The 26,748-nt window shown below is 68.0% G+C and carries 16 protein-coding genes; 8 read left to right on the top strand and 8 right to left on the bottom strand.

Annotated features, from left to right (window positions below; genetic code table 11):
• Positions 1–401 precede the first annotated feature (401 nt).
• From PV646_RS22370 to PV646_RS22335, 8 genes are all read left to right on the top strand, one after another.
• Positions 402–2,219, top strand: a complete 1,818-nt coding sequence (locus tag PV646_RS22370; protein ID WP_500344115.1) for a rhamnogalacturonan lyase — start codon at positions 402–404, stop codon at positions 2,217–2,219.
• Positions 2,220–2,277: 58 nt separating this feature from the next.
• A complete protein-coding gene (locus PV646_RS22365) occupies positions 2,278–3,159 on the top strand; it encodes an alpha/beta hydrolase family protein (RefSeq protein WP_500344114.1) in 882 nt (293 codons plus the stop codon).
• Positions 3,160–3,446: 287 nt separating this feature from the next.
• Positions 3,447–4,769 carry a poly(ethylene terephthalate) hydrolase family protein gene (locus PV646_RS22360; protein WP_500344113.1) on the top strand — a complete coding sequence of 441 codons (1,323 nt, stop codon included), beginning with the start codon at positions 3,447–3,449 and terminating at the stop codon, positions 4,767–4,769.
• A 388-nt stretch (positions 4,770–5,157) separates the two neighbouring features.
• Complete coding sequence (locus PV646_RS22355) at positions 5,158–8,121, top strand: family 78 glycoside hydrolase catalytic domain (protein ID WP_500344112.1); 2,964 nt, start codon at positions 5,158–5,160, stop codon at positions 8,119–8,121.
• A 119-nt stretch (positions 8,122–8,240) separates the two neighbouring features.
• On the top strand, positions 8,241–9,275 hold the full coding sequence (locus PV646_RS22350; protein WP_500344111.1) for a rhamnogalacturonan acetylesterase: 1,035 nt from the start codon (positions 8,241–8,243) through the stop codon (positions 9,273–9,275).
• A 102-nt stretch (positions 9,276–9,377) separates the two neighbouring features.
• The gene (locus tag PV646_RS22345) at positions 9,378–10,649 is read left to right on the top strand and encodes an SGNH/GDSL hydrolase family protein (RefSeq protein WP_500344110.1); all 1,272 of its coding nucleotides are present in this window, start codon (positions 9,378–9,380) and stop codon (positions 10,647–10,649) included.
• A 223-nt stretch (positions 10,650–10,872) separates the two neighbouring features.
• Positions 10,873–12,501 carry a glycoside hydrolase family 27 protein gene (locus PV646_RS22340; protein ID WP_500344109.1) on the top strand — a complete coding sequence of 543 codons (1,629 nt, stop codon included), beginning with the start codon at positions 10,873–10,875 and terminating at the stop codon, positions 12,499–12,501.
• Positions 12,502–12,694: 193 nt separating this feature from the next.
• Positions 12,695–13,270 carry a PadR family transcriptional regulator gene (locus tag PV646_RS22335; RefSeq protein ID WP_500344108.1) on the top strand — a complete coding sequence of 192 codons (576 nt, stop codon included), beginning with the start codon at positions 12,695–12,697 and terminating at the stop codon, positions 13,268–13,270.
• A 64-nt stretch (positions 13,271–13,334) separates the two neighbouring features.
• On the opposite strand, the gene PV646_RS22330 is transcribed toward PV646_RS22335, so the two are convergent.
• The 8 genes from PV646_RS22330 to PV646_RS22295 form a co-directional block, all read right to left on the bottom strand.
• Positions 13,335–14,282 (bottom strand): phosphotransferase family protein, encoded by a 948-nt coding sequence (locus tag PV646_RS22330; protein ID WP_500344107.1) that lies wholly within the window; start codon positions 14,280–14,282, stop codon positions 13,335–13,337.
• A gap of 4 nt (positions 14,283–14,286) precedes the next feature.
• Positions 14,287–15,084, bottom strand: a complete 798-nt coding sequence (locus PV646_RS22325; protein ID WP_500344106.1) for an SGNH/GDSL hydrolase family protein — start codon at positions 15,082–15,084, stop codon at positions 14,287–14,289.
• Between the two features lie 316 nt (positions 15,085–15,400).
• The gene (locus PV646_RS22320) at positions 15,401–17,416 is read right to left on the bottom strand and encodes a beta-galactosidase (RefSeq protein ID WP_500344105.1); all 2,016 of its coding nucleotides are present in this window, start codon (positions 17,414–17,416) and stop codon (positions 15,401–15,403) included.
• Positions 17,417–17,510: 94 nt separating this feature from the next.
• Positions 17,511–18,857 (bottom strand): cellulase family glycosylhydrolase, encoded by a 1,347-nt coding sequence (locus PV646_RS22315; protein WP_500344104.1) that lies wholly within the window; start codon positions 18,855–18,857, stop codon positions 17,511–17,513.
• 116 nt (positions 18,858–18,973) lie between these two features.
• Complete coding sequence (locus PV646_RS22310) at positions 18,974–20,530, bottom strand: ricin-type beta-trefoil lectin domain protein (RefSeq protein WP_500345061.1); 1,557 nt, start codon at positions 20,528–20,530, stop codon at positions 18,974–18,976.
• 93 nt (positions 20,531–20,623) lie between these two features.
• The gene (locus PV646_RS22305) at positions 20,624–22,597 is read right to left on the bottom strand and encodes an NPCBM/NEW2 domain-containing protein (protein ID WP_500344103.1); all 1,974 of its coding nucleotides are present in this window, start codon (positions 22,595–22,597) and stop codon (positions 20,624–20,626) included.
• Between the two features lie 33 nt (positions 22,598–22,630).
• Entirely contained in the window at positions 22,631–24,172 is a 1,542-nt protein-coding gene (locus PV646_RS22300) for a cellulase family glycosylhydrolase (RefSeq protein WP_500344102.1), read from the bottom strand.
• 142 nt (positions 24,173–24,314) lie between these two features.
• On the bottom strand, positions 24,315–26,747 hold the full coding sequence (locus PV646_RS22295; protein ID WP_500344101.1) for a glycoside hydrolase family 2 protein: 2,433 nt from the start codon (positions 26,745–26,747) through the stop codon (positions 24,315–24,317).
• Position 26,748 lies beyond the last annotated feature (1 nt).

Genomic DNA, 26,748 nt, shown 5'->3' with positions numbered 1-26,748 from the left:
GTTGACATATTTAAGTCCGACCGGAACACTTGTGTTATACGTCAGCGACGTTGTCTCCCCATCGGTCACGAACCTGATGGCCCGCAAGCTTTCCTCCTCCAGACTCCCTGTCAGACGGACGGAGATCCTCGTGAGCGCGCGACACAGACCTGTCCGTCACAACGGATCCTGATTCCCGCGGTACTTCCGGCACTCGCCGTTCCCTTGGATCGGGCTACCCCCGCGGCTTGACACGATCACCGACGCGCTCGGCCACACCGTCGCCACGTTCGGCGTGGCGACCAGGGCATTCACCGGCCACAGGCCGGACGACGCGAACTCCCGTCGTCCGGTGTGCCGGTTCCGCCGCCTTGGAGATCGACCCCTGATGAACGGAATTGGTGATGCACAAATCAAAGGCGATGCGTGCACTGATGGTCGTCGCGACCTCGGCGGCCCTGATCGTGGGGGCCACCGCGTCCCCGTCGACAGCTGACGCGCCTCGCGTCCCTCAAGTCGACAGGCTGGACCGCGGGCTGCTCAGCGTCCACACAGGACAAGGCAACTTCCTCAACTGGAGGCTGTTGGTCGATGACGCGCCGGACATCGCCTTCAACGTCTACCGAGACGGCGTGAAGGTGACCGCGAAACCCGTCTCCCTCACGAACTTCCTGGACCGCGGTGCGCCTGCGAACGCCGGCTACATCGTTCGACAGGTGGTGAACGGGGTCGAGCAGCCGAGCACCGCGTCGGCGGACCGTTCGCTGCCGATGTCCGCCCAGACCGATGGCGAGCTCGGTGTCACCGCGAGCACGAGAGACGTGCCGCTCCAGATCCCGCCGGGTGGGTCGACGCCTTCGGGCAGCTACAGCTACGAGGCGAACGACGCCAGTGCTGGAGACCTGGACGGCGACGGTCAGTACGAAATCGTGCTGAAGTGGAATCCCACCAACGCCAAGGACAACGCACACGCCGGCCACACCGGCAACACGATCATCGACGCGTACAAACTGGACGGCAGGCGGCTGTGGCGAATCGACCTCGGCCGCAACATCCGCTCGGGCGCGCATTACACGCAGTTCCAGGTGTTCGACTACGACGGCGACGGGCGTGCCGAGGTGGTGATGAAGACCGCTGACGGCACGCGTTCAGGAACCGGTCAGGTAATCGGGAACGCCAATGCCGACTTCCGCAACTCCAGCGGTTACGTGTTGTCCGGCCCGGAGTTCCTCACTGTGTTCCGCGGCACCGACGGCGCGATCCTGGACACCGAGAACTACGTGCCGCCGCGCGGCAACGTTTCCGACTGGGGTGACAACTACGGCAACCGCTCGGACCGGTTCCTGGCCGGCACAGCATATTTGGACGGTGCGCGGCCAAGCATCGTCATGGCCCGCGGCTACTACACGCGTGCGGTGATCGCCGCCTGGGACTTCCGCGGCGGTCAGCTGACCCGGCGCTGGACCTACGACTCCGGCCGCGGCGGCGCGTACGGGCAGGGCAACCACAACCTGTCCATCGCCGACGTCGACGCCGATGGCCGTGACGAGATCATCTACGGCTCGGCGACGATCAACGATGACGGCACTCTGATGTATAGCACCAGCCTGGGTCACGGCGACGCGCTGCACGTCAGTGACCTGGCACCGAGCAGGCCCGGCTTGGAGGTGTTCACGGTGCACGAGTCGGGCAGCGTCCCGATGGACGTGCACGACGCCCGCACCGGGCAGTTCCTCTACCGGGCGCCGTCGTGCGGCTGCGACAACGGCCGCGGGGTCGCAGCAGACGTGTGGGCGGGCAACCCCGGCGCGGAGATCTGGTCCTCCGCTGTCGGAGGGTTGCGCAGCGCCGCCAACGGCGACCAGGTCGCGGGCCGCAAGCCCAGCTCGACGAACTTCGTGATCTGGTGGGACGGCGACGCCCAGCGCGAACTGCTGGACGGCACCCGCATCGACAAGTACGGCACGGGCGGTGACACCCGCCTGCTCACCGGCTCCGGTGTGGCGTCCAACAACGGCACGAAGTCGACGCCTGTGCTCCAGGCGGACATTCTCGGCGACTGGCGTGAGGAGGTCATCTGGCGGACCACCGACAACAGGGCGCTGCGGATCTACTCGACCACCGATCCGACGAACATCCGGCGTGCGTCCCTGATGCAGGACCGCCAGTACCGCGTGGCGGTGGCCTGGCAGAACACCGCCTACAACCAGCCGCCCCACGCGAGTTTCCTCAACCCGTGATCGTCATCAGACGCGATCTCAGGCATCTCAAGGTATCCCTGCACACACGGAGTCTTCCATGACCATGCAACGACGTACTTTCCTGCGTGTCGGCACGGCCGGAGCGGCGGGTCTCGGTCTTGGTCTGCTCGGCGCGGGCCAGGCACTGGCCACTGTCACCCCGTTGGGCGCGCCGACCACACCATTCGCCGTGGGCGTGCGCCAGTACAACTGGATGCGCGGCAACCGCCGGATCACCACCTCCGTCTACTACCCGGCCAAGGGCACTCCTGGTAGCGGGCCTGTCACCAACGCGCCGGTGGCCGACGGCGTGTTCCCCGTCTGCGAGTACACCCACGGCAGTGGCAGCAGCCCGCAGGGTTCCCTGTCGCACATCCGGCCGATGGCGGCGGCGGGCTTCATCGTGCCGGGACCGCACTTCGGCAGCAACGTCGGCGACACCTACAACGGCAACCTGGGCAGGGATGTCTCCGAGGTCATCACGCGCACTCTCGCGCTGAACACCGCCAACGACCCGTTGAGGGGCCACATCAACACCACGGCAGGTGTGGGCGTGTACGGATACTCGATGGGCGGCATGACCACGCACAGCCTGCTCACCGTCGCACCTGACCCGCGGATCACCGCCGCGGTTGCCATGGCCTGTGTGGACATGGGCAACCCGGCCCCCTCGGTGAGGGCCAAGGTCCTGTTCATCCACGGAGACCGGGACCCCCTCTGTCCCTACTCCTCCGCTCGCCAGGCATTCCAGGAACTCCAGCGGCCCAAGGCGTTCCTCACCTTCCGCGGTGGGGATCACAGCAACTACTGGGGCGACTCCCGCGCCCGCAACACCTTCGTGGACTGGATGCGTTGGGGCCTGTACGCCGACACCGCCGCACGTGACCGCCTCCCCAGGGACGCCTCCTCCAGCACCACCACGTGGGAGGCACAGCTCTAAGCGCATGGCCTGTGTGTTCGGGTCGCGTGTGTCCAGGAGCCTTATGCACGTTCACGTTTCTGTCGTCGTTCGTGCACTTCTCCGCTCGATCAATGGAGATCGAGTGACCGCGTAGGCATCCCTCCCCACCTCGCGGGGAGGGATGCCTGCCTGCTACAGGCGCGGCAGAACGTCCACAATGGCTGGTGCCGTGCCGGGGCTGTGCACTGCAAGCCGGTCATCCTGGCCGAAAGCGCCTTCCACCTGACCTCTCTTTGTCAACGTTGTCCAGGAAGAGGTAGTGCTTCATGAACCAAATCCAGGCATACCAAGCGAATGCGCCCGTCCGGCCAGCCACCGGTAAATCTCGCATGGCGCGAAGAGTGGCTGTCGCGTTCACGGCTGCCCTCGGTATCCTCGCGTCCACAGTGGCCCTGGGATCGGTGTCCGCCGCAGACAATCCCTACCAGCGCGGTCCGAATCCAACGCGCGAGAGTGTGGCCGCCAACCGAGGCACGTTCGCCGCCACGGAGACGAGTGTGGGCGGCGGCAACGGCTTCGGTGGCGCGAAGATCTATCACCCGACGGACACGAGCCAGGGCAAGTTCGGTGCGATCGCGGTCGTGCCCGGTTACACCGCGACCTGGGCGGCCGAAGGCGCGTGGATGGGGCACTGGCTGGCCTCGTTCGGGTTCGTCGTGATCGGCATCGACACCCTCAGCCGCAACGACTTCGACACAGCACGCGGCACGCAGCTGCTGGCCGCGCTCGACTACCTGACCCAGCGCAGCTCCGTGCGTGACCGGGTCGACCCGAACCGCCTGGCCGTGATGGGCCACTCGATGGGTGGCGGCGGCGCCATCTCGGCCGCCCTGCGCCGGCCGACGTTGAAGGCCGCCATCGGGAACGCGCCGTACAGCCCGTCGCAGAACCTGAGCAACATGCGGGTCCCCACCGCGCTACTGGCCGGACAGTACGACGGGACGGTCACCCCGTCGCTGGTCACGGGCTACTACAACCAGATTCCTGCCACGACCGAGAAGATGTACTTGGAGCTCACCGGCGCCGGGCATGCCTTCCCGACGTCGAACAACTCGGTGGCGACGCGCAAGTGGATCCCGTGGATGAAGATCTTCCTCGACAACGACACGCGCTACCACCAGTTCCTGTGCCCGTTGATGGACAACACCGGCATCAACTCGTACCGCAGCAGCTGTCCGCTCATGCCCGGTGACCCGACTCCTCCCACCGGCACCTACAGCCTGGCGGGCTCGGCCTCCGGCAAGTGCGTGGACGTGTCGGGTGCGTCCCAGACCGACGGCACCGGGCTGATCCTCTGGACCTGCTACGGCACGGCCAACCAGCGGTGGACCCAGACGGCCTCAGGTGAGTTGCGCGTCTACGACAACGCGAAGTGCATGGACGCCAACGCTTCCGGGCAGGGCGCGCGGGTGACGATCAACTCGTGCAACGGTGGCGCCAGTCAGAAGTGGACGGTCAATGCCAGCGGCACGGTCACGAACACGGCATCCGGGCGGTGCCTCGAAGCCGGTGGCACCGCGGACAACGCGCCGGTCGTCGTGAACACCTGCAACGGCGGCTCCGGCCAGACCTGGACCAAGCGATCATGAAGTAGCGCAGCAGCGGAAGGGGTTGCCATGACCGGATTGGTGCCGGCGCGCGGGTAAGTCCCGCGCCCGCCGCCGGTCTGGCTCCCGCCGCGCACACGACCCACGACAGCGCGAAGCACGCCGTTCCGCCTGAACCACCGTCAGTTGCTCAAAGATCTCTGCTCGGAGGCATCGAGACGATTCAACGATTGGAATGGGGCCAGTGAGATCTCCACGTCGCACGAGCACGTCCGCAGCAACCGCACTACTCGTCGCCCTGGTCACGATGACGGCGATGCCGTCGGGGGCGGCTTCTCCGCCCGGCCACAGATCGTCGCTCGCAACGGAGGCGCCTGCGGCTACGACGCGGTACGAGGCGGAGTCCGCACCTGCCGCGTGCGATGGCCTCGTGGCCTCGAACCACTCCGGATACTCCGGTAGCGGTTTCTGCGACACGACCAACGCCGTTGGTTCCGCTGCGCAGTTCACGATCAACTCCGCGGCGTCCGGCACTGCGACGGTGAGCATCCGGTACGCCAACGGCGGCTCCGACAGCCGGCCGGCGGACATCGCCGTCAACGGGACGATCGTGCAGTCCGGTTTCCTCTTCGAGGCCACCGGCGCGTGGACGACCTGGGCGACCAAGACGGTCACGGTCCAGCTGGCGGCGGGCGTCAGCACAGTGCGGCTCGCCGCCACCACCTCCGGCGGGCTGGCCAACATCGACTTCCTCGAGGCGATCACACCAGGCGGTGGCGGGGACGGCTTGATCATCGCCCGGGGCACCACCCAGGGGCTGAACGCCCCGCTCGCGGTCGACAACCCCAAGCCTGAGTTCGCGTGGAGCGTGACGTCCGGCCGACCGGGCGCCGCCGTCACGGCGGCCGAGGTCGAGGTGCGTGACGCGGAAACCACCGCCGAGCCGATCTGGACCCACCGCGCCGAGACCAGTGGTGTCGCCGCCGTGACCTATGGCGGGCCGCCGCTGGCCGCGAAGCACCGTTACACCTGGCGCGTGCGGGCGAGGGACACCGCCGGTGAGTGGAGCAGCTGGAGCACGGACTTCCGATTCGGTACCGGGATGCTGCGCGACCAGGACTGGAACGGGGCGGCGTGGATCTCTGAAAGGGCCTGGGTGGCGGGTGGAGGAGAACCCACTGCCGGTCTTCCTCTTCTACGCACGAACTTCTCCGTCACCAAGCCGATCGCCAACGCAACCCTCTACGTCTCGGGTATCGGCGCATATGCGGCGTCTGTCAATGGCAAACCGGCCGGCACCATCGTGATCGGCTCCGGAATGAGCAAGTACGACAAGGTCGCCTTCTACGACGGCATCGACGTCACCTCCGCGGTGCAGGCAGGCCAGAACGCCGTCGGCATCGCGCTGGGCCAGGGAACGCTCAACGGCCTGCACACCTGGGCCAGGCCCGAGGCCCGCGGCGCCTGGGACGGCATCATCCGGACGAAGGCGCTGCTCCAGGTGAGCTACGCAGACGGCACAACGCAGTCCGTCCCCACCAGCACCAGTTGGACCGCCGTCCAGGGACCGTCCCTGCCCTTTCCCACCAGCGCCACCAGACTTCCGGAAAGGGAGGGCTACGACGCCCGGAAGGAGCAGCCCGGCTGGAACACTTCTTCCTTCGACGCCGGCCGATGGGCGCCGGCCGTCACCGCCGGCAACGGCACGGCTCGCCTGCAGGCAAGCCCGATGGAGCCCTCACGTGTCGTCGGCGAGATCAGTCCCGGGAGCCCTGCCACGCCGGCCGCGGGGGTGTTCGTCTACAACGTCCGCCAGAACATCTCCGGCAACGCGCGCGTCACGCTCGACGTGCCGGCCGGCACCTCGGTCAGAATTCGGTACGCGGAGTCGCTCAGCAACGGACGAGCAGTGGCCGTGGGTAACCGCCCGCAAGACGACACCTTCATCAGCAAGGGCTCGGGGCCGGCGACCTGGACCCCGTCGTTCACCTACAAGGGTTTCCAGTACATCGAAGTCAGCGGCCTGCCCAGCGGTGCCCCCGCACCCGGGGTCACGGCTTTGCGCATCCACAACGACATCCAGAGCGCGGGGACCTTCGAGTCGTCCGACGACGTGCTGAACTTCGTCCACAAAGCCGGCCGGGAGACCGTCCTGAACAACTTCGTGCTCGCGGCACCCACCGATGGGTCCTACCTCGAGAAGTTGCCGTGGCTTGGTGACGGCGCACTCATGGCCGAGGCGGCGATGCGCAACTTCGACGCCGAGAACCTCTACATCAAGTGGTACAACGACATCGCCGACAGCGTGCGCAGCAACGGCGACCTGCCCGCCGAGGCCCCGGTCCCGACCACGGGGGCCGATCTGTCCAGCGCCGCATGGGGCAACGCCTTCTCCGAACTGGCGACACTTCTTCTGCGCGACCACGACGCCAAGCAGGCCGTCAACGCCCGCTACGGGCAACTCAAGACATACGCCGACTTCGTGTCGGGCCAGACCACCAACCCCACCGAACTCTGGGGCGACTGGGTGTGCCCCGACGGAGACGGTGTGTGCAACACCTCAGCGGACAAGAGGCTGGTCGCGCGCGCCTACGTGATCCGAACACTCGACCAGTCCGCCGGCGTTGCCCAGCAGCTCGGCCATACCGACGACGCCGCGACGTTCGCACGTCGCGCCGCCACCGCACGGACAGCGTTCAACACCGACTACTTCAGGTCAGGCACCTACCGGACGGCGAGCGGGGCCAGGTTCCTGCAGACCAACAACGTGCTCCCGGTCGCGTTCGGGATCACGCCAGAGGTGAACCGCCAGGCCGTGGTCAACGCCGTGGCCGCCGACGTCGCGGCCCGCGGCGACCACCTCGGAACCGGCGTGCTGGGCACCAAGTGGCTGTTCCGCGTGCTCACCCAGTACGGACACCTCGAGACCGCCTACAAAACCGCAACGCAACGGACCGCTCCCGGCTACGGCGCATGGATGGCCGCCGGTGCCAACACCCTGTGGGAGGAATGGACGACCACACGATCGAAGGGACATCCCTTCCTCGGCACAGCCGAGGACTGGATGCTCGCCGACATCGCCGGACTCGCCCAGACCGGAAGCGCTTCAACCAAGGTTGTCGTGAAGCCGCACATACCAGCGAATCTCCAACGCGCCGCCACCTCGTTGCAGACCAACGGCGGCACCGCCTCATCGGGCTGGAAGCTCGAGAACGGCCGGCTCACGCTCACCGTGGAGGTGCCGGTCAACCGGACAGGCATGATCCACGTGCCCGTCACGGGTGGCCAGCGGGTGATCGCGCCGCCTGGAGCCGTCCCGGCGGGGTCGGAAGGCAACTACCGGCTCTACTCGGTGCCAAGCGGACGCTACGTCTTCACGACGGCGAACGCCTGACCGGAAACCTTGGCACCGCAGACAACTCGTCGGTCGTCGTGAACACCCGCGCGTGGCCTCCGGCCAAAGTCCGCAGGCTACGTGCGGTTCGTCGGCTACAACGTGTGACAGGAGAATCCGTGTCCTTCAAGCGTCTCGCACTCCTCACGGCCGCTGTGAACATGGCCGTGCTGGTCCCCCTGCCCGCTGCGGCGGCGACAACAGCGTTGCCGCCGCAGTGCTCGGGCACTGCGCCGATCAGATGCAGTTTCCCAGTCGCACCGGGCAACTACGACGTCATGGTGGAACTCGGCAGCACCACCAAGGTCGCCAACACCTCGATGTCCGTGGAAGCCCGCAGGCAGATCCTCAACCCGGTGTCCACCACCGCGGGCCAAGTCGTCCGCACCACGGCCACGGTCAACGTCCGCAGCCCCGAAGGCCAGCCCACCGGCGGCACCGGCACACCCGGTCTGCAGATCACCTTCAGCGGCAGCGCACCCGCGATCGGCGCGCTCACCGTCACACCGGCGGGCGCGCCGCTGGTGGCCTACCTCGCAGGCGACTCCACCGTGTGCGACCAGGCGACCGCGCCCTACACCGGCTGGGGCCAGTACCTGCCGACGCGCCTGCGCGACGGCGCGGTGGTCGCGAACTACGGCGACTCCGGTGAAAGCTCGGGCAGCTTCCTGTCCAACAGTGCTCTCTTCCCCCGGATGAGGCCCCTGATCAAGAGCAAGGACCTGGTGTTCATCCAGTTCGGGCACAACGACAAGCAGACCACGGCGACGGCGTTCCACGACAACCTCACCCGGTTGGTCAACGGCGTCCGGGAGCGTGGCGGCGTGCCGGTGCTGATGACGCCACCGGTGCGGCGGCTGTTCAACGGCAGCCGGCTCACCGGGACCGCGTTGCACGTCAACGGCAGGGGAGTGGACCTGCCCGCGGTGATCCGGGCGCTCGGCCGGAGCGCGAACGTGCCGGTGATCGACCTGACCGCCAAGAGCAGGACACTAGTCGAGTCGATGGGTCCGTCAGCGTCCCAAGCACTGTTTCTCACCAGGGAAGCGGGCGACAACACCCACTTCTCCGCGCAGGGTGGGGCGGAGATGGCGAACCTCGTCGCACAGGGCGTTCGGGAGCTGAACCTGCCGCTCGCCGGTTTCCTGCGCTGAACCAGCTATCTCGCGTATGTGCTCGAAGGGAACCACATGCACACCGGGCAAAGGCGAACCCACCGATTCTTTCGCCTCGCGGCTGTCGCCGCCGTTGTGGCGGTGGCGGTCGCTGCCCCCACGGCGGAGGCCTCGGCCGGCGTTCTCATCGACGAAACGTTCACCACCCAGACGACCCCGGCCAACTTCGGGTTTCCCGCCGGAGCCGCCGTGGCTGACGGGGTCCTGAACGTCACCAAGGGAATGGGCGACTACACCACCTCGGTCAAGGCGTTCGGTGCGGCCATCGTGGCGGAACGAACCCTCGACCTGACGTTCGACTGGAAGACAGCTGTCGCAGGCAATGGCCAGAAGGCCGGCATCGAGCTGCGTGACAGCCAGGGCAATCTGGTGTTCGCGCTCGCGGGCACCGCCACCGAACTCCGGTACGGCCTGACCGGTCCCGTGTCCGATTCGACGTCCGCGCCGGACTCGCTCAACCCGGCGTGGACCAGGATCGCCTACGACCGCGCCAAGTGGTACACGGTGAACCTGCACCTCGACTTCACGCTGCAGCGAGTGCAGTACCTGATCGCCACCAAGGAGACCGCCGCGACTGTCATGGCCTCCGGTACGACGAGCATGACCGGGAAGAACCTCGCGAAGCTGGTCGCCTGCAACTACTACGGCACCGGTGTGCAGTCCATCGACAACTTCCGTCTCGCCGTACCGGCGAACGCCGTGAACGGACTGCTGAGGGGAAGGACGATGTACGCGTTCGGCGACAGCATCGTCGCCGGCCACTCCTACTCGCGCGGTTTCGTGAACCTCGCGGCCGAACGCGAGCTCATGAACCTGACCAAGTACGCCGTGAACGGCGCGGCGATCGGCCCTGGCAGCAGGCAGATCGTCACGCAGGTGCGCAACGCCGCCTCGCGGCCGCCCGACTACGTGGTGTTCAACGGAGGCACCAACGACGCCGAACTCATCTACGACAACCGGTACGGGGTCGGCACGATGGCACCCGGCTTCGACCCCGCGACCTTCGACAGGTCCACCTACGCGGGCTCGCTCGAGACCACCGTCCACACCATGCGGACCAAATGGCCGGCCGCGCGGATCGTCCACGTCGCGGTCCACAAGCTCGGCTCCCGCGACTGGAACACGCAGCTCGCGATTCGTTCGGTGACGCTGCGGATCTGCGCCAAGTGGGGCGTCGCGGTCGCAGACGTCTTCGGTAACTCCACTTTGGACACCCGCGACGTCGGTCATCGGGTGGCGTACACCTTCAACGGCCTGGTCAACGGCTACCCGGGAACCGGCGGCACCGGCACACATCCGAACCTCGCCGGAATCGGCTTCTACGTCCCGGTTCTCACCGCCGCACTGACCTGAGCCCGAAGGTCGCTCATTTCTCCGAGCCGGCAATCCCTTGACGCGTGTCCGGCGGGGGAGCCATGATCTGCAACGATTTCTGCGGCCGAGGTGAGCGGTGCTCACGGTGAACAGGCCGGGACGGTGTCCAGGCTGCTGCCTGGTGTCGCAATGACGCGAAGGGAACTCTGTGTCCGGTCATCTTCCGCACCCAGTTGTTAACGCTAACATACGGCCGTCGATCTTGCGTGTCCGAATCACGGGTGTGCTGGCGGTCGCCTGCCTGCTCCTGGCGGGATTGACCGCGGTGATCGGGCCGCGGCCGGCGCAGGCGCTGGAGGACGGGGTGGCTCGCACGCCGCCGATGGGGTGGAACACCTGGAACACGTTCGGCTGCGACATCTCCGAGACGCTGATCCGGCAGACCGTCGACGCGCTGGCGGGCAACGGGATGGGTGCGCTGGGATACAAGTACGTCGTGGTGGACGACTGCTGGTTCAATCCCAGCCGTGATGCCCAGGGCGATCTCCAGGCGCATCCGACCCGGTTCCCGAGTGGGATGAAGGCGCTCGGCGACTACATCCACAGCAAGGGCCTGAAGTTCGGCATCTACCAGGTGCCGGTGGACAAGACGTGTGCGCAGTACTTCAACGCGTTCCCCGGCGCCACCGGTAGCAGGGGCCACGAGGTGCAGGACGCCCGGCAGTTCGCCGCATGGGGAGTCGACTACCTCAAGTACGACTGGTGTTCGCCGACGGGCACGATGGACGAACAGGTGGCGGCGTTCGCGAAGATGCGCGACGCACTGGCGGCCACCGGCCGGCCCATCGTCTACAGCATCAACTCGAACAGCATTCACGACAAGACCGGGCCTCTGCGCGACTGGAGCGACGTCGCGCACATGTGGCGGACCACTGAGGACATCACGAACCGGTGGGACACCGGCAGTGACGGCAGCTCGTTCATGGGCGTGCAGAACATCATCAACGTCAACGTGCCGCTGGCTCCGTACGCCGGCCCCGGCGGGTTCAACGACCCCGACATGCTGGAAGTCGGCAACGGTGGCATGACGGAAACCGAGCAGCGCAGCCATTTCGCCATGTGGGCGATGATGGCGGCGCCGCTGATCGCGGGGAACGACGTTCGCAGCGCGTCGGCCGCCACGCTCACCATCCTGCGCAACGCCGGCCTGATCGCGGTCAACCAGGACGCTCTCGGCCTGCAGGCCGCCCAGGTGTCGAACGACGGAACCCGGCGCGTGATCGCCAAGCGTCTCGCCAACGGCGACGTCGCGGTCGCGCTGCTCAACCAGGGCTCCAGCACGGCGACGATCTCGACCACGGCGAACGCGATCGGCAAGACCGGCGCCTCGTTCGGGCTGCGTGATCTCTGGACTGGCGCGGCTTCCACCACCAGCGGCACCATCTCCGCCAGCGTGCCCGCGCACGGCACGGCGGTCTTCCGGGTCAGTGGCGGGGGCTTGGCGCCGGCGCCGGTTCCCTTCTCTCTGCGCAGCGAGTCGGCGGGCCGCTGCCTGGATTCCCCGAAGGGCGCGGCGGCCAACGGCACCCAGCAGGCGATCTGGGAGTGCAACGGCGGGGCTCAACAGCTGATCACCCGCAACGGCAACGCGTTGCAACTGCTCGGCATGTGCCTGGAGACTCCGTCCGGCACCACGGCCGGTGCGAAGGTGCGGCGCTGGTACTGCAACGGCGGCGCGAACCAGCAGTGGAACCTGAACGGCAACGGCACGATCGGCAACGTGCAGACCGGGCTGTGCCTGGACGTGGACGGCAACGGCACGGCGAACGGCACCCCGGCGATCGTGTGGACGTGCCACGGCGCGGCCAACCAGCGTTGGATCCGCGGCTGACCGATCAGAGACCGTAGAAGAAGCCGTACGACCGGCGGATCCGGCCGGCCTCGAGCCACGCGGCGGCGAGGCCGGCCACCGCCGGGCGGCGTCCGCGGGGCCGATCTGCCACGAGAAGTGGACCGCGTCCTATTGGCCAGCTCGCGTGATAGTCAACTATGCGACTAATCACTATGCCTGCTAGCGTGCCCGCATGGCTTTGCGGAACGCGGTGATGGCCGTGCTGCTGGAGGGCGAGGCGTCCGGTTACGACCTCGCCAAGGGGTTCGACGCGTCGGTCGCCAACTTCTGGATGACGACGCCCCAGCAGCTCTACCGCGAGCTCGAGCGCATGGAGGCCGAAGGGCTGGTCATGGCCCGCGTCGTCGAGCAGGAGCGCCGGCCCAACAAGCGCCTGTTCTCCTTGACGGAGGCCGGGCGAGAGGCCGTTCACGCGTACACCGCCGAGCCTCCGGGCAAGCCGGCGGTCATCCGCGACGAGTTGCTGGTCAAGGTGCAGTGCCTGGATTCCGGCGACATCGCCGCAGTTCGGACGGCCATCGCCGAGCGCATGGCGTGGGCCACGGCCAAGCTCGTCCACTACGAAAAGCTCCGGCGGCACCTCCTCGGCGGGTCTTCGGAGGAGGCGTACTTCGCCGAGGCCGAGCGCATCGGTCCGTACCTCACCCTGCTGCGCGGGATGTCGTTCGAACGGGACAATCTCCAGTGGGGCGACATGGCGTTGCGCAGGCTCGACCAACGCGCGGCCACGCTCCACACCACCGGCTGATCGCACTGGTGATGCCTCGTTCGGTCGGTGGGAGCGAGGCTCAGGACGTCGTGGCGCCTCACGTTCAGCGCAGGCGGGCGACCCAGTCGTCCAAGCGGCTCAGGGACGTGCGCAGGTCGGCCAGCAACTCGAGCGCGTGCGTGTGCGCCGCGGCGCGTTCGGGGGCCGTCACCGGGCGGTGGCCGAGGGCTCGCCACACCATCCACGCGGCGCCGCCGAGGTAGGTGCGCAGCAGACCCGCGAACGCGGCCGAGGACGCCGGTGGCCGCCGGCCGCCCGCCGCTTCGTAGGACCTGATCACGGTGTCGAACGCGGCCCGGTTCTCACCCAGGCCGCTGAAGTACAGCGCCGCCCTGGTCAGCTCCCACTCCGCGAAGTCGGGCCCCGCGCCGTCCCAATCCACCAGCAACGGGCCTGCGGCGGTCTCCAGGACGTTGTCCGGTTTCACGTCGCGATGCGTGCTCACCGGCGTCAGATCACGATGGTCGACGGCCATCGCTCTGGCCTCGGCGATCTCCGGCAGGTAGGCCCGCACGGCGTCGGTGAAGTCGTTCGTTTCGTCCAGCCACTGCCGCCACTCCTCCACGGGGTGCGGCTCCCCGTCGGGCGTGCCGCACCCGGGGAGAGTGTGGAGCGCCGCCAGGGTGGTGCCGACCCACTCCGAGACGTCCGTGGCCGGCGGGCCGCCCTCGCGCCACTCGTGCACCAGGTAACTGACGATCTCCCCACCGGCTCGCACGTCCGCCAGCAGCGGTGCGGCCGGTTCGAGCGGATGCACCGGTCGGGGCATGGGAAAGCCGCGGGCGTACGCGTCCAGTTGGATCCGGGCGGACACGAGGTAGTCGCGCAGCCACCAGTCCTCGCGCGACCGGTTCAGCCGCTTGACCGCCCATGTACCGCGTGACGTGTGCAGACGCCACATCAGGTGTGATCGCGCGCCCGCCACCGGCGTCGCCGTTCCGATGACGTCACCGAGCCCGAACGCCGCGGCCACCGCTGGCTGCCAGTTCACAGAGCTACCCGGCCGACAGAAGAGTGGGCCGCTTGGCCTGCCGGTCGTCACCGGAAGAGCGACCGCGCACGCGACGGACGACCCAGGGGCCGAGGAAGGTGCCGATCCAGCGCAGTTCGCCGCCCACGATCCGCCAGCCCGGCGTTGCCGTCCTGGCGACCGGCAAGGGCCGGCTCCAGCTGTCGTCGCTGTTGGGCAGACCGAGTGCGTGCGCGACAGCGGCTGCGATTCGTTCATGTCCGAGTGCACTGGGATGCAGCCTGTCGGTACTCCACAACCGCGGATCCGTGACCACCGGGTGCTCGGCGGTTTCCGCCACGACCACGTCGTGGCGCTTGGCGGCCACCCTGATGCGCTCGTTGAGCGCGACCACACGGCGGCTGATCGGGCGGGCCAGCGGCGTGACGCGTCCGACGTCGGGAAACGTGATCGTCGCGACCGTGGCGCCCTGAGCGGTGAGGGCGGCGAACATCGCCTCCAGGTGCTCCGCCACGTCGTCGAGGTCGAAGTTCGGGCGCAGCACGTCGTTGACGCCGGCCACCACGGTGGCGAGGTCGGGCCGCATCGCGAGAGCCGGGGTGAGCTGTTCGGCGCGTACCTGCCCAGTCCGGCGGCCGCGCACCGCGAGGTTGGCGTAGAGCAGGCCGGGACTGTGGCGGGCGACGTGCTCGGAGAGCCGATCCGCCCATCCGCGAAGGCCGCGGACGTCGTCGCCGTCCCCGATTCCTTCGGTCTGACTGTCACCCAGGGCTACGTAACGCAGATACGTGCTGTTCGGCACCCGCGGACCGCCTCTCGTCATCGGCGGTGCGGCGGCACCGTCCTAGTCAACTATGCACCTATGTGCTTAGTTGACCACGACGATAGCTCAGGCCTACTGCTTCGCAAATCCCGGTCACGCCGGAATCAGCTGCCACTGCTGATCGGCGCCGTCGCCGGCGGTCCACTGCACCACCGCGACACCGTCGGCGGTCGACTGCCGTACGCGTCGGCCACCAGCCCGCTCCCGTAGCCGACGATGGTGGTCGTGGCGAACCACCCACAAGGGCCGGCTCGCCCTCCTGGCGGCCTCTATCTCCTCCCCGATTCCTCACCGAGTGAGACCGGTGCCCATCGCGTCAGGAATCGCGCGACGTCGACACCTCGCGTCCCCGCACGACCCGCACCTCGCGGCCCGGCACGACCAGTTCGTGATCGACGGTCTCACCAGTCACCAGCTCGACCCCCTGCACCGCCACTCGACACTCCCCGTCGCCGTGGTTGAGAACGAAGACCCACGTGGTGCCGTCCTTCTCGCGGCGCACCACGTCCAGTCCAGCTCCGGAACCGGACGGTTCGATGCCCGCGTCATCGAGCACCTGCCCGACGAACTCGTCCAGGCTTGCCGGTTCGAGAGCGCAGGAGACGTAGTAGGCGGCACCCGAGCCGACCGCGCGGCGGGTCACGGCGGGCCCACCGGCCAGCGGACCCCCGAGATAGCGCGCGACGATCTCGGCGTCGGTGACCTCCATGAGTTCCGACCACGAGTGGAACGCGGCCCCGGAATCGAGGTCGCCGCGCTCGCCGGGCTGGAGCGGGAAGAACTCCTCAGAGCGCACGCCGAGCAACTCGCGGAACGCGCCGGGGTAACCGCCGGGCCGCACGGCGTTCTCGTGGTCGACGATGCCCGACATCCAGGTCACCACGACCACGCCACCGCGTCGCGCCACCGCGGCGACGCGCGCGGCGGACTCGTCGTCCACGAGGAAGAGCGTCGGCACGACCACCAGGTCGTAGGCACTCAGGTCGGCCCACGGGGGCACGACGTCGACCAGGACGTTGCGGGTCCACAGTGCACGGTGCCAGGTGCGCGGTTCGTCGCCGTAGCCGAGTTCCTTGTGCGGCTTGAGCCCTTGGGAGAACGCCCACGCCGCCTCGTCGTCGAACAGCAACGCGACCCGTGCCGGCTCCACGATCGAGCCCCGCACCTCGGCGAGACGGCCCAGCACCGCGCCCAGTTCCCGCATCTCGCGGCCGATCTTGGAGTCGGGACCGGCGTGCGGCACCATGCCCTGGAGGAACTGCTCGGCGCCCCGCAACGAGGCCCGCCACTGGAAGAACAGCGCGCCGTCGGCACCGCGGGCGATGTGCCCGAGACTGTCCCGGATCAGCTCACGGGGTGCCTTGGACCGGTTGACGCGGTGCCAGGCGTGGGCGCTGACCGAGTGCTCCATGAGCAGCCACGGACCGCGACCGGGGGTCATCCCGCGCATCCGGTCCCCGCAGAACGCGATGTCCTGCGCCGACAACGGATCGGCCGGGATGGTGTAGTGGTCGTTGGCGACGACGTCCATGTGCTCGGCCCAGCGTGCGTAGTCGACGATGTCCTGATGGGGGCCGACCATGAAGTTGGTGGTGATCGGAGTGGTGGGCACGAACTCGCGGATGACGTCGCGTTCGGCTCGGTAGTGGTCGAGCAGCGAGTCCGAGCAGAACCGGTCGTAGTCCAGCAGCAGCGCCGGGTTGTGCGCTTCACCGCCGCGCGGCGCGGGCACCTGGTCCCAGTCGGTGAGGTAGAGGCCCCAGAAAGCCATGCCCCAGGCGCGATTGAGGTTGTCGAGCGAGTCGTGACGCTTGCGCAGCCAGTCCCGGAAGGCGACGACGGACTCGTCGCAGTGGCAACGCCCGTTCCCGCCACCGAGTTCGTTGCTGACGTGCCACAGCACCACCGCCGGGTGCGCGGCGTAACGCTCGGCGAGCGCCTTCGTCATGCGCAACGCGTAACGCCGGAACGTCGCCGAATTCGCGCACCAGCCCAGTCTTGCTCCCGGCGAGCGCCGCGTCATGTCGGCGTTCACCGGCAGGATCTCAGGGTGGGCGACCTGCAGCCACATCGGTGGCGTGGCGGTGGGGGTGGCGAGGTCGACCGAGATCCCGTTGTTGTGCAACAGGTCGATGACGCGGTCCAACCACGTCCACTCGAACACGCCGTCGGCCACTTCGAGGGCGCCCCAGGCGAACACGCCGAGGGTCACGATGTTCACGCCCGCCTCGGTCATGAGGCGCACGTCCTCGTCCCACACCTCCGGCGACCACTGCTCGGGGTTGTAGTCCCCGCCGAAACCGAGTCCCGAGGTGGGCCAGTGCGTCGTCATTCCTTGAGTCCTCCGAGTCGGCAGGTCGAATGTGATGACGCTCGCCCACTCGTCCTCGGGCGAGTGGGCGAATGTCGTGCGACACCAGGGCGGATCAGCGGCGGATCCACTGCTGGTTCGTCCCACCGTTGCAGGTCCACAGCAGCACCCGCGTGCCGTTGGCCGTGCCGCGACCTTCGGCGTCGAGGCACAGACCGCTGGCCTGGTTGGTGATCGTGCTGTTGCTGTTGACCGGCCACCGCTGGTTCGCCGCGCCGTTGCAGTCCCAGATGGAGATGGGGGTGCCGGGAGCGGTGCCGTTGCCGGAGGGCTGCAGGCACTTGGAGCCGTACACCCGCAGTTCACCGGACGACGTGCTCGTGAAGGCCTGGTTGGCGCCACCGGTGCAGTCCCGTAGCGCGACCTGCGTGCCGTTGACCTGTGACGCGCCTGTCACGTCCACGCACCGGTTGGCGGGCGCCGAGACAATGGCGGTGCCACCGGTGCCACCGCCGCCGTAGACCGAGGCCTCGGTGGAAGTCGACCTGATGCCGTTGGCGCCGTTGAAGATGCGCTGGCCCCACGAGGTCAGGCTGTTGGCGTTGAACCCGTTGGCCATGTCGAGGTACTGCACAGGGCTGCCGTTGCCGCTCCAGGACCAGCCCAGGTAGCCCAGCCGCCGGGACTGCGTGGCCGACAGGATGGTGTCCTCGTCGACGTTGCCGTCGGAGTGGTCGAAACCGAACTCGCCGACGAGGATCGGCAAGCGTGCGTTGACGAAGGCGTCGAGATAGCTCGTGATGGCGTTCGCGTTGCCGTAGACGCCGTACATGTGGATGGAGAACACGGTGTTGCGGAGCGAGTCGGCGGCGAACACCCTGGGCGCGTTGGTGCGCATGGTGCCCGACCAGTCCTGGCCCCAGTTCGGTCCGTCGACCATGAGGGTGTGCGTCAAACCGTTGTTGCGCAGCTTCTGGATCGCGCCGATGGTGTCGTTGGTCCAGCCGCTCACGTTCGCGTTGCCGTACGGCTCGTTGCCGATGTTGACGATGACGTACCGCTCCTGGCCGACGATCGCGCTGCGCACGCGGATCCACTGGTCGGCGGCCTGGGACAGGGTCGCTGCCCCTTGATCGCCGTAACCGGTGGTGTCGTGGAACTCCAGCACGCAGATCAGCTTGTTCTGCTTGCACATCGACACGACGCCGGCGATGTCGGCGGCACTGCGGCTGAAGTCCAGCACCACGCGGACCGTGTTCGCGCCCAGTCGCTTGATGTCGGCCAGCGCTGACGGCGTCCGGGTCGCGTACCAGGCGTGCGGGTGGTTCACGCCGCGCATGACGAAGTCCGAGCCGCTGGCGTCGTACAACCGTCCATTGCTGACGTAGAAGCCGGTCGCCGCCTGCGCGGGGGTGCCCGCTACCAGCATCCCGGCGGCGACCACCGCCAATGCGACCAGCAAGCGAAGAATTCTGTTGATCATCCCTGACCTCACAACGATGTGGGAACGGGTCGGCATAACTCTTGTTGTTCATGAGGGGACCCCTCATGAACAGCCCGGCTTGTCGGGCGACGGGATCAGGCGCGGGTCCATTTCTGGTTGGTCCCGCCGTGGCAGTCCCAGAGGGCGACCTTGGTGCCGTTGGCCGTGGCGGCGCCGGTGACGTCCAGACACCTGTTCGCGGCTACGGCGGTGACGGTGCCGTCGGTGTTGAGCCGGAACTGCTGGTTGGTCCCGCCGGTGCAGTCCCCGATCGCCACCGCGGTGCCGTTGGCGCTGCCCGAGACGTTCAGGCACTTGGTTCCGTAGACGCGCAACTCGCCGGCGGCGGTGGCGGTGAACGCCTGGTTGGCCTGCCCGTTGCAGTCCCAGATCTGGGCGAGGGCGCCGTTGGTCTGCGAGGCGCCGGTGATGTCCAGGCACCGGTTGGATCCCTGGCCGCGCAAGGTGAAGGTCGAGCCGCTGCCACCGCCGCCGCTGACCACGTACATCGCCGCGCCGTGCCCTGGAACGGTGGCGCTGATCGCGCCGGTGGTCGTGCTGGTCGTGTGCGCCCACAGGTCGCGCACCGAGTAGCTGCTCGCGGAGCCCAGCCCGATCTGCGTCGCCGAGGTGGAGACGGTGGTGGTGCCGCTGTTGCGGTTGAGCAGGACGACCGCGACCGAGCCGTTGGACATCGGCTTGGTCCAGATCTCGGTGTTGCCGTTGTCGACGAGCCGGTTGCCCTGGCGTCCGCCCCAGTCCTGGTTGACCGCGATGACCTCGGTGTTGGTCAAGATGGCTTTGGTCGCGGCGCTCATGGTGCGCAGGTCGTTGCCTGCGATCAGGGGCGCGTTGAGCAGCGCCCACAGGCTGAAGTGCGCCCGCGACTCGGTGTCGGACAGGCCGTTGCCCACCTCCAGCATGTCCGGGTCGTTCCAGGCGCCTGGGCCGGCGGCGCCGGCCCAGGCGGGTTGGGCGTCGAGGATGCCCATCACCGAGTTCCAGTTGCCCTGGATGTCACCGGTGGTGCGCCAGGAGTTGCCGGTCGCCGCACCCCACTGCCTGACGTTGTCGTTGCCCCAGTTGCAGAGCGCGAAGAAGATCGACCGGCCCGTCCTGGCCAGCGCGTCCCGCATCGCGGTGTAGCGGGCCTGGCCCGAGCGGCCCTGATGGTCGCCGCAGTTGTCGTACTTGAGGTAGTCGACGCCCCAGGACGCCCAGAGGTCGGCGTCGCGCTGCTCGTTGCCGAGGCTGGCCGGGTACCCGGCGCAGGTGGTCGTGCCCGCCGACGAGTAGATGCCCAGCTTCAGGCCCTTGCCGTGCACGTAGTCCGCGACAGCCTTGATGCCGTTGGGGAACTTGGTGCGCGAGGGCACCAGGTTGCCGCTGCCGTCGCGCGACCTCTCCGACCAGCAGTCGTCGATGTTGACGTAGGTGTAGCCCGCCGCCGCCATGCCGCTGGACACCATGACGTCAGCGGTCTGCCGGATCAGGCTGTCGGTGACGTTGCAGCCGAAGCTGTTCCAGTCGTTCCAGCCCAGTTGTGGCGTGCGGCCAAGACCGTTCTCCAGTGCTTGGGCCGAGGGGACGAGGGACAGCGCCACCGGTGCTGCCGAAGCGATCAGCACCGCCGACAACATTGTCCGCAGCATCTTCTTCACAGTGCACTCCTGTCGGTTCCGGAGTAGTCGGACGACGGGTGTGTGGTGGCGGTGAACGACACCGCCACCACACACCACAGGTGGTCAGCAGGTGATAGTGGCTGCGGCCCAGTCCGCGTGGTCGGAACCGTTGCCGTCGCCGCCGTCGGTAACCTGGAGTTCGAGCATCCGGACACCGGTCACGTCGGCCCGGACCGGCACCGCCGCCGCACCGCCTCGCAGTACCGGGGTGGCGGCGAGCTCACGGCCGTCGCCCAGCACCCGGAACGTCACGCTGCCCAGGCCGTTCGTCTCGTCGTCCAGGCCGACCTGCGCGGAGAACGCCGAGCAGCCGCTGCCGAGGTAGATCCGCACGGACGACGCGGCATGCACGCCCAGGCCGGTCTGGTACCGGACACCGCCGATGGTGATCGGCCGGCCGTCGGCAGGGGACTGCTCGCCGTTGCTGCGGTTGCGCTCCACCGGGCCCCAGCTGTTGACCTCCGAGACGAACGGCAGGCCGGAAACGCCGTGGGCGCCCTTGGACGGTGCCGTCACCACAGGCGGAGCGATCTCGCTCCATCGTGACTGCGCACCTGCTGCTGTGTGATAACCCGCTGCCGCGGTCAGCTTCACGGTCGCGGCCGCCATGATGGGTCTGGCCGTCACCGTCCAGGTGGCGGTGAAGCTGCCGCCGACCGGCACGAACGGCGCCTCGCGCACCGGCGGGCCGTTGAGCGCCCAGCCGTCCGGCACCTGGAGCTGCACCCTGGCGGCGATCAGCGGGGACGTGCCGTCGTTGACCAGTCCGACGGTCACCGCGAACGGCCGGGCGCCCTCGACGAACTCCGGTCCGGCGAGGGTGAACGACGTCATCGGGGCGAAGTTCGCTGTGCCGCCCGGCCACACCCGGTACGTCACCGCGCCGTGTGCCGGGACGCCGCCGCGGATCATGCCGGAACTCGCGTGCTGCTCCTTGGTCCACAGATCCTTGGCGCGATACGACTTTCGGGCCGGGAGTCCGAGCTCAGCGGCGGACGCGCCGATGGCGGCGTTGGCCGTGCCGCGGTTGAGCAGGACGACCGCGACCGAGCCGTCCGACATGGGCTTGGCCCACACCTCGTGGTCGCCGTCGTCACGCACTTTGCGACCCTGCGTGCCCGACCAGTCCTGGTTGACCGCCAGCAGGTCGCGGTTGAGCAGGATGCGTTTGGTCGCGTCGTCCATCGAGCGGACGTCGTTGCCCGCGATGAGCGGCGCGTTGAGCACGGACCACAGTGCGAAGTGCGCGCGGTACTCGGCGTCGGTCATGCCGCCGTTGCCGACCTCCAGCATGTCGGGGTCGTTCCAGGCGTCCGGGCCCGCGTACCGCTCCAGGCCGATCTGCTGGTCGAGGATGCCCATCACCGACGTCCAGTTGTCGGAGATGTCGCCGGTGGTCCGCCACAGGTGTCCGCCGACCTCCCGGCCGAGTCCTTCCCACGGCCGGTTCTGGCCCCATTCGCACAGGCTGTAGACGATGTTCCGGCCGGTCTTGCGCAACGCCTCACCCATCGCGCGGTAGCGGTCCAGCGCCGGCCGGTTCTCGTTGAAACAGTTGTCGTACTTGAGGTAGTCGACGCCCCAGTCCGCCCACGTCCGCGCGTCGACCTCCTCGTGGTCGAGGCTGGCCGGGAAGCCCGCGCAGGCGTGCGTCCCCGCCGAGGAGTAGATGCCCAGCTTCAAGGCCTTGCCGTGGACGTAGTCCGCCAACGCCTTGATACCGCTGGGAAAGCGGACCGGGTCCGCCTGCAGTCTGCCTGCGGCGTCACGTTCGCGTGCCATCCAGCAATCGTCGATGTTGACGTAGGTGTACCCGGCGTCACGCATTCCCGACGACACGAGGGCGTCCGCGGTCTGCCGGATGAGGTTCTCGTCGATGTCGCACCCGAACTCGTTCCAGGAGTTCCACCCCAGCGGGGGAGTGGACAACACGGGAGCCGTTGTCCCGGAGGGCTTGCCGCCGGCCGCGGTCGAAGTGATGAACGGGATTGAAAGGGGAAGCAGTGCCGAGACGATCAGAGCGACCGTACGACGCATGAAGCCCTCCTTGCCAACGTGCGAGGGGCCGGACTACCGGGTGACGTAGGGGTCCTGGCTGAGCAGGTGGGCTTTGAAGCCCTCGCCGACGCCGGGCTCGGGTGTGCCGTTCCAGTCCTTGATGAGCACGGCGCCTGTGCTGCAGCCCCAGGGGTTCCAGGTCCACGCGAGGTAACCCATCTGATGCGCGTCGGCCCAGTTCACCAGTCGCTGCATGTAGTCGAAGGCGCAGTTGTCCTGGCCGAACTCGCCGAGCACGACCGGGACCTGCTGTGCCAGCGGGGCGATCTGGCTGTCCCAACAGGATTCGGTGGCGCAGGCGTTGAAGCTGTAGGCGTGCCAGGACGCCGCGATGTTGTTCAACGGGTCAGCCGGCTTGTGTGCCAGCCACTCCCGCATGTCGTTGGCCCACTCGAGGCCGCCCAGCATGAGCATGTTGGTCGCGCCTGTGGCCCGCACCGCGTCGACCAGGTCCTGCATTCCGGCGGTTTCGTAGGGAAGACCGGTGCAGGTGCCCCCGTCCCGCCAGCACTGCCAGCCCAGGGTCTTGTTCCAGTCGCTGGCGATCTCCGGGTACGGCTCGTTGAACAGGTCGAAGACGACGGCGTTGTTGCCCTTGAACGTGGTGGCGACGCCGGTCCAGAACTGCGGGGAGTACCGGGCGTCCGGCATCGGTTTCTGGCACACCGCCTGCTCGTCCTTGCAGTGCCACTCCGGCCCGTTCGCGTAGGCACCCCAGGTCCAGTGCAGGTCGAGGATCACGTTGATGCCGTTCTTCACCAGCAGGTCCACGTAGTCCTTGACGGCTTGCTGGTAGGTGGCACCGCCGGGGGAGCCGTTGACGCCCAGCCAGCACTCCTCGTTCAACGGGATGCGCAGTGCGTGGATGTTCCAGGCTTTCATCGCGTCCACCGAGGCTTGGTCCACGGGACCGTTGTCCCACATGCCCTTGCCCTGCACGCAGGCGAACTCACCGCTGGAACGGCTCACCCCGAGCAGCCGGTACGGCTTGCCCTTGTCGGTGACGATCTTGTTGCCGGAGACTCGCAGCGCCGGTGCGGAACCGTCGGGCGGGGGAGTCGTCGTTGTTGTCGTCGTCGTGGTGGTTGTGGTGGTTGTGGTGGTCGGGTCGGTGCCGGTGCATGCGGCGCCGTTGACGGCGAAGTCCGTCGGCTTGGCATTGGCGCCGCTGTAGGAGAAGTTGGCTCCTGCGCTGACCTTGCCGCCGGCCGGGATGGCGCCGTTCCAGCTCATGCTGGTGACGGTGATCTTCTTACCCGACTGGGACCAGTTGCCGCTCCAGCCGTTCTGAAGCGTCTGGTTGCCGGCATAGGTGTAGGTCAGCGTCCAGCCGTTGACCGCCGATGAACCGACGTTGGCGATGGTCACATTGGCGCCGAAACCACGGCCCCAGTCGTTGGTCGTGTAGTCGACCCTGCACGCGAACGCCGCCGCCGCGCTCGCGTCACTCGCCCACGATCCTCCCGCCGCCGCCAACAGGGCCGTGGACGCGATGGACACCGCAGCAGCCGCTGCGGCGAACGCGGGACGGCGGTTTTTGACTCTTCCTGACATCAGCACTCCTTTGTGCGGGTGATGTTCAGCCTGGACAGGTGCTCCCCATTTCTGGGAGCGCTCCCAGAAGAACCGTGGCGAAGTTGCTGTGAAATGTGGTCAACAGCGTTTGCCGGCCCCGAACTCCGGGGCAGGTCGATTTCTACGTCGAAGCGTTGGCGCAGCGAAGCACGCGCGGATGCAGCAAAGCGGCCGGTTCGGGCAGCTTCTCCGACGTGCGCACGATGAAGTGGTGTGCGTCGCCGGCGATCAGCGAGATGAGCATGTCGTCGACGACCGCGTCGGCGGCCACCTTGTCGGCCAGCAGGCTGAGGTCCCGGACGTACGAGGTGGCCCGCACGTCGACGCGGTACCCGCCGTCGACGGGGGTGACGCCGGCGGTGAACGGCGCCGGGTCGTAGCGGAGATCGAGGTCTTCGCGGAACAGGTGGTGGGTGCGGACGTCGCCCGCGGTCGCGACCAGCACTTCGCTCGTCGGGTCGGTGGGTTCGAGGAGGTCATCAGCCAGATCCAGCGTCGCGGTGGATCGAGATGGCACGCTGAGCCGCAGTTCGGCGGAGGTCAGCACCTCGCCCGCGAAGTCCTGCCGGGTCACCCGCACTTCACCCGTCCAGCACTCGTCGTGGTCGTTGATCGCGATCAGGGTGGGCTTTTCCTCGCGGAGCTGAACCGTCAGCAGCCGTGGCGCGAACGCGTGCTTGAGGGCGTAGTAGAGGGGTTTGAGTCGTTCGTCGCTGTCGATGGCGGCCCAGGAGGTGACCGGCCAGCAGTCGTTGAGCTGCCAGACCAGGGCTCCTGCGGTCCGCGGCCACCAGGAGCGGTAGTGCTCGACGCCGAAGGCCACCGCGCGGGCCTGGTTGAGCTGGGTCGCCCAGTGCCACTGCTCGAAGTCGGTCGGCACCGGCAGGTGCGGTGCGAGACCGCGGTCCAGGTTTTCGTTGCCGTTGTAGCCCTTTTGATGGAGCAGGAACGCGGGCGAGGTGGGCGTCAACGGCTCGTCGTGGATCCATCGGGTGAGAGTGGCCCAGGTGGGTGGCCCCTGAAAGCCGAACTCGGCGCAGAACCGCGGTACGTGGTCGCGGTAGTGCGTGTAGTCCAGGGAGTTCCAGACGTCCCAGTCGTGGCGGGTGCCGTGGCCGGCATCATTGGGCGGGAGGTCGCCAGGGCTGTACGGGCTGCCCGGTGCGTACGGGCGGGTCGGGTCGAGTTCTTCGACGATCTTGGGCAGCAGCTCGTGGTAGTAGCCGCCTCCCCAGCTTCGTCCCTCCAGGCCGTCCTGCCAGCCCCAGTCCGTGTAGGCGGGGAGGTTCTCGTTGTTGCCGTTCCACAACACCAGGGACGCGTGGGAGACGAGCCGGATGACGTTCTCCTGAGCCTCGGCCTCGACCTCCCCTCGCAGCGGCTCCTCCTCGGCGTAGAAGGCGCACGAGAAGGGGAAGTCCTGCCACACCATCACGCCGCGTTCGTCGCAGGCCTCGTAGAAGTCGTCGGACTCGTAGATGCCGCCGCCCCAGACCCGCAGCATGTTCATGTTCGCGCCGACGGCCTGGTCGATCCGGCGGTCGAGCCGCTCGCGGGTGACCCTGGTGAGGAAGTGGTCGTCCGGAATCCAGTTGGCGCCCTTGGCGAACACGCGCCTGCCGTTGACGACGAAGACGAACGGCGTGCCGAACTCGTCCGGTTCGGTGTCCACGGTGACGGTGCGGAACCCGATCCGGCGCCGGACCGCGTCCACCTGTCGGCCGTCGGCCAGCAGCTCGATGGTCAGGTCGTAGAGCGGCTGGTCGCCGTACCCCACCGGCCACCACAACCGGGCGTCCGGCACGAGAACGGTGACGTGCGCGACGTCGCCGGTGATCGTCATTCGTTCTGCGTGGTCGCCGGCCGTGACCAGCACGGTGTAGTCGTGATCCGCGGCGCGGTCCAGCTCCAGATGCACGTCGACGCGGCCGGTGCCGTCCGCTTCGACGGTGGCGAGCGGGCGGACCTGAGTCAGCCGTGCGGTGTCCCAGCGTTCCAGCCGCACGGGTTTCCACAGTCCTGCGGTCTGGAGGTCGGGTCCCCAGTCCCAGCCGAAGGAGCAGGCCATCTTGCGGATCGCGTTGTACGGGTGCGGGTACGCCCGCTGGCGCCGGCCGAGCTCTGCCTCCGCCTGTTCGGCGTGAGCGAGCGCGGACCGCAGCGTCACGGTCAGGTCGTTACCGCCATCGCGCAGAGATCGCCCGACGTCGAAGCGGTAGGCGCGGTGCATGTTGACGGTGTGGCCGAGCAGATCGCCGTTCAACTCGATGGTGGCCACGGTGTCGATGCCGTCGAAGACCAGTTCCACCCGCTCGCCGGCCTGCGGCGCCTGCGCCTGGAACGTCGTCGAGTACTGCCAGTCGACGCGGTGCGACCAGGTCAGCTCCGCCTCGTTGCTGTCCAGGTACGGGTCGGGGATGAGGTCTGCGGCCATCAGGTCGAGATGGGTGCTGCCAGGCACCTGAGCCGGCAGCTCCCGGTCGGCGAGGAAGTCCGGAACCGGGCCTCCCACGGCGCGCAGACGCCAGCCGTCATGCAGGTTCGAGCGCTTCACG

The organism is Streptomyces sp. ID05-26A (assembly GCF_033794685.1).
Lineage (GTDB): Bacteria > Actinomycetota > Actinomycetes > Mycobacteriales > Pseudonocardiaceae > Lentzea.
This window is presented reverse-complemented; position numbering and strand designations above follow the sequence as displayed.

Bases quoted from the DNA above. Each gene is read 5' to 3' on its own strand.
- PV646_RS22370 (WP_500344115.1), top strand. From the start codon at position 402: ATGCGTGCACTGATGGTCGTCGCGACCTCGGCGGCCCTGATCGTGGGG.
- PV646_RS22365 (WP_500344114.1), top strand. From the start codon at position 2,278: ATGACCATGCAACGACGTACTTTCCTGCGTGTCGGCACGGCCGGAGCG.
- PV646_RS22360 (WP_500344113.1), top strand. From the start codon at position 3,447: ATGAACCAAATCCAGGCATACCAAGCGAATGCGCCCGTCCGGCCAGCC.
- PV646_RS22335 (WP_500344108.1), top strand. From the start codon at position 12,695: ATGGCTTTGCGGAACGCGGTGATGGCCGTGCTGCTGGAGGGCGAGGCG.
- PV646_RS22325 (WP_500344106.1), bottom strand. From the start codon at position 15,084: ATGACGAGAGGCGGTCCGCGGGTGCCGAACAGCACGTATCTGCGTTAC.
- PV646_RS22320 (WP_500344105.1), bottom strand. From the start codon at position 17,416: ATGACGACGCACTGGCCCACCTCGGGACTCGGTTTCGGCGGGGACTAC.
- PV646_RS22310 (WP_500345061.1), bottom strand. From the start codon at position 20,530: ATGCTGCGGACAATGTTGTCGGCGGTGCTGATCGCTTCGGCAGCACCG.
- PV646_RS22305 (WP_500344103.1), bottom strand. From the start codon at position 22,597: ATGCGTCGTACGGTCGCTCTGATCGTCTCGGCACTGCTTCCCCTTTCA.
- PV646_RS22300 (WP_500344102.1), bottom strand. From the start codon at position 24,172: ATGTCAGGAAGAGTCAAAAACCGCCGTCCCGCGTTCGCCGCAGCGGCT.